This is a genomic window from Streptomyces prasinopilosus (genome assembly GCF_001419695.1).
Classification (GTDB): domain Bacteria; phylum Actinomycetota; class Actinomycetes; order Streptomycetales; family Streptomycetaceae; genus Streptomyces; species Streptomyces prasinopilosus.
This window is the reverse complement of sequence record NZ_LIRG01000826.1, coordinates 1-11,512: the sequence shown is the minus strand read 5'-3', so window position 1 is coordinate 11,512 and position 11,512 is coordinate 1. Positions and strand designations below refer to the sequence as shown.

The window sequence follows — 11,512 nt, the reverse complement described above, 5'->3', positions numbered from 1 at the left end:
CCGGGCGCGGCCCCCGGCTCCCACGGCATCCTCCCCCTCCCCCGCGTCCTCTCCCGCGCGCTCGCTCAGGTAGGCGAACTCCGGGACGTCCTCGATCCGCAGGTGGACCGGGTCCGGGAAGCGGCGGGAGGACGGCCGGTAGGGCGAGGGGTCGGTCGGAGGGCCGGGGACGGCCGCGTGCAGCGGGTTGATCTGGACGAATCCGGCGCCCTGGGTGCGGGCGGCCCAGCCGGCGAGTTCGCCGAGGTCGGCGAGGTCGCCCATGCCCCAGGAGCGGCGGGAGAGGAGCGAGTAGAGCTGGACGAGGAGCCCGTAGCAGCGGGCCGGGGGCGCGGGCAGTCCGGTCGGGGCGACGATCAGGTGGGCCTCGCCGGTGCGGCCGTCGGGCGCGGTGGCGGTCACCCGGTGCACACCGTGCGGGAGGTTCCCGGCCGAGGGGCGGGTCTCCCCCTGCTCGGTGCGGACGAGCAGCCGGGTGCCCTCGGGGAGCGCGGCCAGGGCGGGCGGCACACCGGTGCCCCAGCCGACCACGGTGGGCGGCAGCAGCCGCTCGGCCCGCTCCCGCTCACGGGCGGCGAGCGCGGCACGGACGGCCTCGGGGGTCCCCGCGTCCACTCCGAGGGCGGCCAGGGCCGAGGTGACGGCGGTGACCGGGACGGCGACCGTGCGGTCCGGGGAGGGGCTGTAGGAGGTGGCGACGCCGTGGAGGGCGGCGAGCCGGGACAGGTCCGCGGAGGGCGCCGCGGGCCCCGCGGGCGCGGGAGGCCCGGGGTCCGGCGCCGGCCCGGAGGGCGGCTCGGGCGTGCCGGAGGGCGGCTCGGGAAGCCCGGACGAGGGCTCGGAGGGTCCGGGGGACGGCCCCGACGGGCCGGAGAGCGGCGCTGAAGGGCCGGAGGGCGGCGCTAACGGGTCGGGGAGTGGCGCTGAGGGGTCGGAGGGCGACTCGGAAGGCGGCGGCTCGGCCGGTCCGGCTCCGGCCATCTAGGGCTCCGGGACGTACTGCGCCGGGAAGGAGTCGAGTCCGGTGGCGTCCATGGCGGCGTCGGACTCACTGGTCAGCGGGGCGGCGTCGGAGAGCGGGGGCTCGCTGGTGAGGGGCTCGGCGTCGGGCAGCGGGGGCTCGCTGGTGAGCGGGACTCCCGCGCAGGGGCCCTCCGCGCTGAAGACGCAGGCGTACATGCCTTCGGCTTCGGTGCTGTGCAGGCCGTCGAGGTCGGCGGACGGGTCCGCCTCGGGTTTGGACAGGGGCGGGGACAGGACGAACGCCGGTGCAGCAGCCACTGAGGGCCTCCTCGTAAGAATCACTCGGTATGGGGTTGAACCACGGGAAATCTCGCGTACGAACACGCCTGTCGGCGGGTTCCTTGCAGCCCCTACCCAACGGGCGTGAAGCCAGACACCCCAATCCGTGGAACGTGCCCCTGTCCTCTCGGTGTTCCCGTTCCCGCATTCCACATGCGGGCAAACCCGCCACAACGGCCACTCTCATTGACACGTCCGGAGCACAATGATGGGCTCCTGACCTGTCACGTAACGGTTCTGTCTCCTCGGGAGGGGCCTTGCAGCTACGGCGTGGGAAGAGAGCCGCCGCTCTCGCGTTCGTCGTCGTCGCCGGAACGCTGGGCGCCGCGCCCGTCTCCGCGGCGGCCCCCTCCGTCCCCGGGACGACGACGTCGCCCGTCCCCGACCGGGTCGAGGCGGACCTGTCCGTCTGGCCCCGCCCCCAGTCCCTGCGGGCGAACGGCGCTCCGGTCGCGGTGACCGACGAGGTCGTCCTGAGCACCGAGGCGTCGGCCGACCCGCACGCCGTCGAGGCCCTGCGCGCGCTGCTGCGGGAGGCGGGCGCGCTCCGGTTCACCGCCCCCGGCGGCAAGGCGCCCGAGGGGGCGCTCGTGGTGCGGATGGGCGTGGAGCGGACCGCGGGATCCCTCCGGTCGGACCTCCACTCCCTCCCCTCCGGCGGTTACACCCTGACCGTCGGCGAGGAGGCCGTCGCGCTCACCGGTGCGGGCGAGGACGGACTGTTCCACGCCGTCCAGACGCTGCGTCAGCTCCTGCGCCCCGACGGCACCTTCACGGCCGCCGTGGTCCGCGACTGGCCGGGCACCGCCGTGCGCGGGATCACCGAGGGCTTCTACGGCACCCCGTGGACGCACCGGCAGCGGCTGGGCCAGCTGGACTTCATGGGCCGCACCAAGCAGAACCGGTTCCTGTACGCGCCCGGCGACGACCTCCACCGGCAGGCCCGCTGGCGCGAGCCGTACCCGGACCGGCAGCGCGCGGAGTTCCGGGAGCTGGCGGAGCGGGCCCGGAGCAACCACGTCACGCTCGGCTGGGCGGTGGCGCCGGGGCAGGCGATGTGCTTCGCCTCGGCCGAGGACCTGCGGGCGCTGACCCGCAAGCTGGACGCGATGTGGGCGCTGGGTTTCCGGGCCTTCCAGCTGCAGTTCCAGGACGTCAGCTACAGCGAGTGGCACTGCGGGGAGGACGCGCGGCGCTTCGGGTCCGGCCCCGACGCCGCCGCCCGCGCCCAGGCGTACGTGGCGAACGCGGTGGCCCGGCACCTGGCGGACCGTCACCCGCGCTCCGCGGCGCTCTCGCTGATGCCGACCGAGTACTACGAGGACGGGTCGACCGCGTACCGGCGGGCCCTCTCGGACGCCCTGGACTCCGGGGTGGAGGTGGCGTGGACCGGGGTCGGCGTGGTACCGAGCACCATCACGGGCGGTGACCTGGCCGAGGCGCGGAAGGTGTTCGCGCGCCCGCTGGTGACCATGGACAACTACCCGGTCAACGACTTCGCCCCCGGCCGGATCTTCCTCGGCCCCTACCAGGGCCGCGAGCCCGCCGTGGCCGCCGGTTCGGCCGCCCTGCTGGCGAACGCGATGGAGCAGCCCGAGGCGTCCCGCATCCCCCTGTTCACGGCCGCCGACTTCGCCTGGAACCCGCGCGGCTACGACCCCCAGGAGTCCTGGCGGGCCGCGATCGAGGACCTCGCGGGGGGCGACCCCGTGCTGGGCGAGGCGCTGTCCGCGCTGGCGGGCAACGACGCGTCCTCGGTGCTCGGCGCCGAGGAGTCGGCGTACCTGCGGCCGCTGCTGAAGGAGTTCTGGCGGACCCGTCCGGACGCCGGCGGCAAGGACGGCCGCGCGGCCGAGAAGCGGCTGCGCGCCGCCTTCACGGTGCTGCGCGACCTGCCCGGGACCCTGGCCGGCAGCCCGCGCACCGCCGCCCTCGCCGACGAGGTCGCCCCCTGGGCCGGGCAGCTGGCCCGTTACGGCGAGGCCGGCCTCACCGTGCTGGACATGCTGCGCGCGCAGGAGTCCGACGACGCGGGCGCCGCCTGGACCGCGTACCGGGAACTGGCCGATCGGCGGGCGCGGTTGAAGCCGGCCCGGGTGACGGTCGGCAAGGGCGTCCTGGACCCGTTCCTGAACCGGGCCCGGGACGCGTACGAGACCTGGGCGGGCATCGGCCGCGAGGCGACCGCCGGCTCCGGCGGCCGGTCGGACGACGGCGTGCTCCAGCTGCCGCGGGTCCGGGACCTGAGCGCGGTGACGGTCCTGGCGGAGCCCGGCACCACGGGGACCGTCGAGATCCACGCGCCGGGCGCGGGCTGGCGCCGCCTGGGCACGCTGGCCGCGTCCGGCGCGACCGAGCTGCGGGTGGACGGCCCGGCCGGCGCCGTCCGCGTCACCGGGGCGGACCCCTCCCGCGTCCGGCACGTGGTGCCGTGGTTCACGGACGAGCCCGGCGTCTCGCTGACGCTGCCGGACGGGCCCGCGGACGCCGACATCGGCGGCACCCGGAAGCTGACCGCCACGCTCGAGTCGCTGCGCCCCGAGCAGGTGCGCGGCAAGGTGACCGTCCAGGCGCCGAAGGCCCTGAAGGTGAAGGTCCCCAAGGGCGAGCTGACCGTCCCGCGCGGCACGGCCCTGGAGGTGCCGGTCGAGGTGACGGTGGAGCCGGGGACGCCGGTCCGGCCGTACGAGGTGCGGCTCGGCTTCGCCGGGGTGACGCACACGCTGACCGTCAACGCCGTCCCGCGCACCGCCGGGCCCGACCTGGCCCGCACCGGCACGGCGCGCTCCTCGGCCGACGAGACGCCCGACTTCCCCGCCTCGGCGGCGAACGACGGCGTCCCGGAGACGCGCTGGTCGTCCCCGGTCGAGGACGACGCCTGGTGGCAGGTCGACCTGGAACGCCCGGTGCGGCTCGGGAAGGTCGCGCTGCACTGGCAGGACGCGCACCCGTCCGCGTACCGCGTCGAGGTCTCGGCGGACGGCCGTACCTGGCGCACGGCGGCGTCGGTGACGGACAGCGCCGGCGGGCGGGAGACGCTCCGCATGGACGAACCCGGCGTCCGCCACGTCCGCGTCCAGGGCGAGAGGCGCGCCACCGAGTGGGGCTACTCCCTGTGGTCGGTGGAGGCGTACGCGGTCGCGGAGTGAGGGTGGGGAGGGCGCCGCGGCGTCGCGGCCCGAGCCCTTCCCGGGCCGCGACGCCACGGCGCCCCGCCTCTCGGTGAACCCCGGCTCCCGGACTCGGCGATCTTTTCGCGAGCCACTATTCACTCAGTACATATACTCAGTACATAATGAGGTCCATGAGCACCCGTCACGTCCTGCTGGGCCTGCTCGCCTCGGGGCCGAGCCACGGCTACGACCTCAAGCGACGCCACGACGAACAGTTCCCCGAAGCCCGCCCCCTGGCCTACGGGCAGGTCTACACGACCCTGCAGCGCCTGGTCCGCGACGGCCTCGCCGAGGTCGACGGCACCGGGTCGGACGGCGGGCCGGAGCGGACCGCGTACCGGGCGACGGAGGAGGGGACGCGCGAACTGTCCCGCTGGGCCGGGGAGATCACCCCGCCCGCACCCTTCGTGACGAACGAGATCTTCGCCAAGGTCGTGGTGTCGATCCTGTCCGGCGGCGACCCGGCCGCGTACCTGCGTGCCCAACGCGCCGCCCACATGGGGCGGATGCGGGAACTCACCGCGGTGAAGTCCGCGGCCGGGGCCGGCCTGGCGACCGTGCTCTCGGCGGACTACGCCCTCAACCACCTGGACGCCGACCTCCGTTGGATGACCACCACGGAGGACCGGCTCACCACTCTGACCGCGGAGGTCGACGCAGCATGAGCAACCGGAGCAAGGGGAGCGGCCCGGGCGAGGGGCGCGGCGGGAGCCCCGTGGACGGCACCGGCACCGGCAGCACCGCACAGCCGCTGCTCGCGGCCCGCGGCCTGGTCAAGGCGCACGGAAGGACGCCCGCCCTGCGCGACGTCTCCGTCGAGCTGCGCGCCGGGGAGATCCTGGCGGTGACCGGCCCCAGCGGCAGCGGCAAATCGACGCTGCTGCACTGCCTGGCCGGGATCGTCCGCCCGGACGCCGGTTCGGTGGCGTACGACGGACGGCGGCTGGAGGAGCTGCCGGAGAAGCGGCTGAGCGAGCTGCGCCGGACCGACTTCGGGGTGGTGTTCCAGTTCGGGCAGCTCGTCCCGGAGCTGACCGCGCTCGACAACGTGGCGCTGCCGCTGATGCTGGCCGGCACCGGGCGGAGCCTGGCGCGGGAGCGGGCCGGGGAGTGGCTGGAGCGGTTCGGGGTGCGCGGGCAGGCAAAGGCGCGGCCGGGCGAGATGAGCGGCGGGCAGGCCCAGCGGGCCGCGCTGGCGCGGGCCCTGGTCACCGGCCCGAGGGTGGTCTTCGCGGACGAGCCGACCGGTGCCCTGGACTCCCTGGCCGGCGAGCAGGTGATGGCGGCCCTGGCGCACACGGCCCGGGAGGCCGGCACGGCGGTGCTGCTGGTCACGCACGACGCCCGGGTGGCCGCGTACGCGGACCGCGAGGCGCGGCTGCGCGACGGGACGCTGACGCCGCTGGAGGTGACCGCGTGAACGCCACCGCCCCCTCGCCCACCTGGCGCTCCGATCTGCGGCTGGCCTGGCTGCTCACGCACGGTTCGGACCGGCGGGAATGGTGGCGGATCACGCTCACCGCGACCGGCGCGGCACTGGCCACCGGGTTCGCGCTCGCGGCCGGCGTCCTGCTGTCGCTGGGCGGCCGCAGGATCGGCACGTCCCTCGCCGAGGGGCTGGTCGGCGATCCGGGGACGCGCGCCGGCGTGATCCTCGGCCTGCTGCTCCTGCTGGTCCCGGTGCTGGGATTCCTCGGGCAGTGCGCCCGCGTCGGCGCCGTGCACCGGGACCGGCGGCTGGCCGGACTGCGGCTGGCCGGGGCGACGCCCGGGCAGGTGCGGCGGATCGCCGCGCTGGAGACCGGTCTGGCCTGCCTGCTCGGCTCGGCGGTCGCGGCCGTCTTCTCGGTCCTGCTCCTGCTGCGCCTGTGGGAACGGCCGGGCGCCCTCGCCTGGGCGGTGGTCGTGCTGGTCGCCCTCGCGGTGCCGGTCCTGGGTGCGGCGGCGGGCGCACTGGCGCTGCGCCGGGTGGTGGCCTCGCCGCTCGGCCCGGTGCGCCGGGTGCCGGAGGTCCGTTCGGCCCGCGGTCCCGGCCGGCTGTTCCTGGGCGGGGTGGCGCTGGTGGTGGCGGTGGGCGTGCTGTCCGCGCTGGACGGCCGCGGTCCGTCCGACGGCATCGCCTGGCAGTTCCCGGTGACGGTGTTCGCCGCGCTGCTCACGGTCGGCGCGGGCTCGGTCTGGCTGGCCGGGGCCTCCTCCCGGCTGATGGGGCGGGTGCTCGCGGACCGGGCCGGGTCGGCGACGGTGCTGATCGCGGCGGAACGGCTGCGCGCCGACCCGTGGGCGGCGTCCCGGACCCACGCGGCCGTGCTGCTGGTGACGGTCGTCGGGACCGCGTTCGCGGGCGTGCGCGAGGCCTTCCTCGAAGCACTGCACCGCAACCAGGGGTCCCTGGCCGGGTCCACGGCGTACTACACGACGGGCCTGAACCTGACCGCCGCGGCGATCACGGTGGCGGTCCTGATCACCCTGACCGCCCTCGCCGTCGGCACCGCCGAGTCGCTGGCCACCCGCCGGCGGGGACTGTCCGCGCAGACCGCCGCCGGGGTGCCGCGCTCGGTGCTGAACCGGGCGCTGCTCCTGGAGACCGCGCTGCCCCTGGCCCCCGCCCTGCTCCTCGCGGGCCTCGGCGGCCTGGCGGTCGGCACCGGCTACGGCACGCTGGCGAACGCCTCGTCCCTGCCGTGGACCGCCCTGCTGGTCCCCGCGGCGGCCTACGCGGCCTGCCTCCTGGCCTCGGCCACGGCCCTCCCCCTGCTGCGCCGCTCCACCGACCCGTCCCACCTGCGGTACGCCTGACGGCCGGCGCGGCGGCCGTGTCCCGGGGCCCGGGGGAACGGGGGTTCACCGGGACCGGGGCCCGGCCACCGCGCCCGAGCGGATGCGGACGGCCCGTCCGTCAGGCGGATATCCCGTCCACCCGGGACAGGCCGTCGATGCGGGCCATCACGTCGTCCGCGCCGTAGGGCTGGAGGTAGGGGAGCCAGCACGGGTCGCGGTGGCCGGTGCCGATGATGCGCCAGGCCAGGCCGGTGGGCGGGGCGGGTTTGTGGCGCAGCCGCCAGCCCAGCTCGAACAGGTGGCGGTCGGCCTTCACGTGGTTGCAGCGGCGGCAGGACGCCACCACGTTGTCCCAGACGTGCTTGCCCCCGCGGCTGCGCGGGATGACGTGGTCGACGCTGGTGGCGACACCACCGCAGTACATGCACCGGCCCCCGTCGCGGGCGAAGAGCGCCCGGCGGGTGAGGGGAACGGGCCCCCGGTAGGGGACCCGGACGAATCGTTTGAGCCGGACCACGCTGGGTGCGGGGACTGTGACGGTCGCGCTGTGCAGGTAGGCGCCGGACTCCTCGAGGCACACGGCCTTGTTCTCGAGGACGAGGACGAGCGCGCGGCGGAGCGGTACGACGCCGAGCGGCTCGTACGACGCGTTGAGAACCAGGACATGCGGCACGGATGCCTCCTTGTACGCCGGCGGCGCGTGGCTCGCGCCGGGACGATCCGTAGTCAGTCTCCCCTCATGCCTGGTCGTCGCGCCACCATGTGCCGGTAACGGGCTGGAAGTGTTTTCGACCACAGGCGACCCGGACGGGACCCGGCCGTGGTCCGGGTCCCGTCCGGCGTCCGGGGCCGTGGCGCGTCCGTGCGGGGCGGCCGGGGCGGGTCCGGGTGAGGGCCGTCTCTTCTTGGCTCCATCGGGCGGGTCGACCCGCAATGCCCCGTTAGTGTGGTGCCTCTGCCCGCACCGGTGACCTTTTCGTGACCTCGAAGACCTTGAAGAGCCCGCAGACCTTGACCGCGCGCCGGGGGCAGACCGTGCCACCTGGAGGTACCCGCCGTGTCCCTGTCCGCCGTCCCCCTGGCCGAGGAGCCGTCCCCGACCCCCTCGGATTCCGGGACCCCGATGGTGCCCACGCTCAAGGACGCCCACGAGAGCGCCACCAACGCCGCCGGCTGGGTGGAGGAGAACTGGTCCACCTGGCTCGCGATCGGGCTCAGGGTCCTGCTCATCGTGGTGATAGCCGCCGTGCTGAGAGTGGTCGTGCGGCGGGCGATCACCAAGCTCATCGACCGGATGTCCCGGACGGGCGAGGCCGTGGACGGCCCCGGGCTCGGCGGGCTCCTGGTCAACTCCGAGCGGCGGCGCCAGCGCTCGCAGGCGATCGGCTCGGTGCTGCGCTCGGTGGCGTCGTTCCTGATCCTGGGCACGGCCGCGCTGATGGTCCTGGGGACCTTCCAGATCAACCTGGCCCCGCTGCTGGCGTCGGCCGGTGTCGCCGGCGTGGCGATCGGTTTCGGTGCCCGCAACCTGGTGACGGACTTCCTCTCCGGCGTGTTCATGATCCTCGAGGACCAGTACGGCGTCGGTGACACCGTCGACGCGGGCGTCGCCACCGGCGAGGTCATCGAGGTCGGCCTGCGGGTGACCAAGCTGCGCGGCGCCGACGGCGAGATCTGGTACGTGCGCAACGGCGAGGTCAAGCGCATCGGGAACCTCTCCCAGGGCTGGGCGACCGCCAACGTCGACGTGACCGTCCGTGCGGACGAGGACCTGGACCACGTCAAGTCCACCCTCGTCGCCGTCGCCGAGCGGATGGGCAAGGAGGAGCCCTGGAACGAGCTCCTGTGGAGCTCCATCGAGATCCTCGGCCTCGACTCCGTCCTGCTGGACTCGATGGTGGTCCGCGTCTCGGCGAAGACGATGCCCGGCAAGTCCCTGACCGTGGAGCGCGAACTGCGCTGGCGCATCAAGCGGGCCTTCGACGCGGCCGGCATCCGCATCGTCGGGGGCGCCACCGCCCCGGTGGAGATGGAGGGCCCCGACCCGGCGGCGTCCGTCGCTCCCCCGTCCGCGTACGCGAACAGCGTGTCGCCGCAGTCCCTCGCGGCGTCCCCGCTGACCCCGCCGCCGACCACGAGGAAGTAGCCGACGCCGGAGCGCCGGTACGGCGGAGCGAGGCGCGGTGTCCGGCGCCCGCGCGAGGGCGGTGACCGGGATTCCCGGTCGCCGCCCCTGCGCGTCCCGTCCCCGGCGGCTCCCCCCTCTTGACGCCTTCTCCGCCCCGGGCCTACCTTCCTCTCCATCCGTAAGGAAACTTTCCTGACAGGAGGACAGGTGCCCCACTCCGCGGCGGGAACCGCCGGCACCCCGGGCACACCGCGCGTGCTGCGCGCCATGAACGACCGCGCCGCCCTGGACCTGCTGCTGGAGCACGGCCCGCTGTCCCGCACCCGGATCGGCGCGCTCACCGGCCTGTCCAAGCCGACCGCGTCCCAGCTCCTGGCCCGGCTGGAGGCGGCCGGGCTGGTGCTCGCCACCGGCACCACCGAGGGCCGTCCGGGGCCGGGCGCCCGGCTCTACGAGGTGAACCCGGCCGCCGCGTACGTCGCCGGGCTCGACGTCACCCCCGGCCCGGTCCGGGCCGCCGTCGCCGACCTCACGGGCCGCGTCGTCGGCCGGTACGAACTGGCCGCCCCCGGCGGACGTGCGGGCGCGGGCGCCGCCTCCGCGGTCCGGCAGGTCACCGCCGCCCTGGACGGCGCGGTGAAGGCGGCGGGCCTGGCCCGCGCCGACGTGCACCGCCTGGTCATCGGGACCCCGGGCGCCTTCGACCCGGGCACCGGCCGCCTGCGCTACGCCTCCCACCTGCCCGGCTGGCACTCCCCCGCGGTGCTGGACGAACTCGCCGCCGCGCTGCCGATGCCGTGCGCGTACGAGAACGACGTCAACCTGGTCGCCCTCGCCGAGCAGCGCCTCGGCGCGGCCCGGGGACACACCGACTTCGTCCTGCTGTGGAACCAGGAGGGCCTGGGTGCCGCCCTGGTGCTCGGCGGGCGGCTGCACCGGGGCTGGACCGGCGGCGCGGGCGAGGTCGGCTTCCTGCCGGTGCCGGGCGCCCCGCTGGCCCGCGGGGTCGACCGGACGGGCAGCGGCGGCTACCAGGAGCTGGCCGGCTCCCAGGCCCTGCCGGGGCTGGCCCGCGAGCTGGGCGTCACCGGCATCCCGCGCGGCCCGCACCCCGAGGTGGCCGCCGCCCTGGTGGGCCGTGCCGCCGCCGCGCCGGACGAGGGGGCGCACCGCCGGTTCCTGGAGGCCTGCGCCACCCGCCTGGCGACCGGTCTCGCCTCGCTCGTCTCCGTCCTCGACCCCGAACTCGTCGTCCTGAGCGGTGCCGTCCTCACGTCCGGCGGCGAGGTGCTGCGCGCCCTCGTCCAGGCCGAGCTGGAGGAACTGGCCGCGCCCCGCCCGCGCCTGGTCGTGGGCGACGTCCGTGAACAGCCCGTGCTGCGCGGCGCGTTGGAGAGCGCGCTGGCGGCCACCCGCAACGAGGTCTTCGACACCATCCGCTGACCGCGACCGACGCGCGCTCCCCCTGCCGGGAGAGCTCCTCCGAGAGGCCTGACGTCATGAAACTCACCGTGGTCGGCGGGGGTTCGACCTACACGCCCGAACTCGTCGACGGCTTCGCCCGGTTGCGGGACACCCTGCCGGTCGAGGAACTGGTGCTGGTCGACCCGGCCGCGGACCGGCTGGAGCTGGTGGGCGGCCTGGCCCGCCGGATCTTCGCCCGCCAGGGGCACGGCGGGCGGATCGTCACCACGCCGGACCTGGACGCGGCCGTGGACGGCGCCGACGCGGTGCTGCTCCAGCTGCGGGTGGGCGGGCAGGCGGCCAGGGAGCGGGACGAGACCTGGCCGCTGGAGTGCGGCTGCGTCGGCCAGGAGACCACCGGGGCCGGCGGCCTGGCCAAAGCGCTGCGCACCGTCCCGGTGGTGCTCGACATCGCCGAGCGGGTCCGGCGCGCCAGCCCCGGCGCCTGGATCATCGACTTCACCAACCCCGTCGGCATCGTCACCCGGGCGCTGCTGGAGGCCGGGCACCGGGCGGTGGGGCTGTGCAACGTCGCCATCGGACTCCAGCGGAGGTTCGCCGCCCGCCTCGGCACCGACCCCGCCGGACTGCACCTCGACCACGTGGGCCTGAACCACCTCACCTGGGAGACCGCGGTGCGCCGGGGCGGCCCCGGCGGCGAGGA

Annotated in this window: 10 protein-coding genes; 7 read left to right on the top strand and 3 right to left on the bottom strand. The window is 75.7% G+C overall.

Annotated elements, in window-relative coordinates; genetic code table 11:
- A partial coding sequence (locus AOK18_RS27130) for a 4-alpha-glucanotransferase (protein ID WP_206281599.1) occupies positions 1 to 726 on the bottom strand: 726 nt, incomplete at its 3' end.
- A 255-nt stretch (positions 727 to 981) separates the two neighbouring features.
- Positions 982 to 1,281: a hypothetical protein gene (locus AOK18_RS27125; protein WP_055573590.1), complete on the bottom strand. Its 300-nt coding sequence runs from the start codon at positions 1,279 to 1,281 to the stop codon at positions 982 to 984.
- Positions 1,282 to 1,559: 278 nt separating this feature from the next.
- On the opposite strand from AOK18_RS27125, the gene AOK18_RS27120 reads away from it, so the two are divergent.
- The 4 genes from AOK18_RS27120 to AOK18_RS27105 all read left to right on the top strand — a co-directional run bounded on the left by AOK18_RS27120 (position 1,560) and on the right by AOK18_RS27105 (position 7,274).
- A complete protein-coding gene (locus AOK18_RS27120) occupies positions 1,560 to 4,451 on the top strand; it encodes a glycoside hydrolase family 84 protein (RefSeq protein ID WP_055696042.1) in 2,892 nt (963 codons plus the stop codon).
- A 155-nt stretch (positions 4,452 to 4,606) separates the two neighbouring features.
- Complete coding sequence (locus tag AOK18_RS27115) at positions 4,607 to 5,140, top strand: PadR family transcriptional regulator (protein WP_055696041.1); 534 nt, start codon at positions 4,607 to 4,609, stop codon at positions 5,138 to 5,140.
- A complete protein-coding gene (locus tag AOK18_RS27110) occupies positions 5,137 to 5,895 on the top strand; it encodes an ABC transporter ATP-binding protein (RefSeq protein ID WP_079105207.1) in 759 nt (252 codons plus the stop codon). The genes AOK18_RS27115 and AOK18_RS27110 overlap by 4 nt, the downstream gene beginning before the upstream one ends.
- Entirely contained in the window at positions 5,892 to 7,274 is a 1,383-nt protein-coding gene (locus AOK18_RS27105; RefSeq protein ID WP_055696040.1) for an FtsX-like permease family protein, read from the top strand. Before AOK18_RS27110 ends, AOK18_RS27105 begins: the two co-directional genes overlap by 4 nt.
- Positions 7,275 to 7,374: 100 nt before the next feature.
- Here AOK18_RS27105 and AOK18_RS27100 read toward each other — a convergent pair whose 3' ends face one another.
- Complete coding sequence (locus AOK18_RS27100) at positions 7,375 to 7,929, bottom strand: HNH endonuclease (RefSeq protein WP_055696039.1); 555 nt, start codon at positions 7,927 to 7,929, stop codon at positions 7,375 to 7,377.
- A 384-nt stretch (positions 7,930 to 8,313) separates the two neighbouring features.
- Here AOK18_RS27100 and AOK18_RS27095 point away from each other — a divergent pair, with 384 nt between their 5' ends.
- The 3 genes from AOK18_RS27095 to AOK18_RS27085 form a co-directional block, all read left to right on the top strand.
- Positions 8,314 to 9,402, top strand: a complete 1,089-nt coding sequence (locus AOK18_RS27095; RefSeq protein WP_055572195.1) for a mechanosensitive ion channel family protein — start codon at positions 8,314 to 8,316, stop codon at positions 9,400 to 9,402.
- 249 nt (positions 9,403 to 9,651) lie between these two features.
- On the top strand, positions 9,652 to 10,827 hold the full coding sequence (locus AOK18_RS27090) for an ROK family transcriptional regulator (RefSeq protein ID WP_055696043.1): 1,176 nt from the start codon (positions 9,652 to 9,654) through the stop codon (positions 10,825 to 10,827).
- A 56-nt stretch (positions 10,828 to 10,883) separates the two neighbouring features.
- The coding region (locus AOK18_RS27085; RefSeq protein WP_478078855.1) for a family 4 glycosyl hydrolase at positions 10,884 to 11,512 on the top strand (629 nt) is incomplete at its 3' end.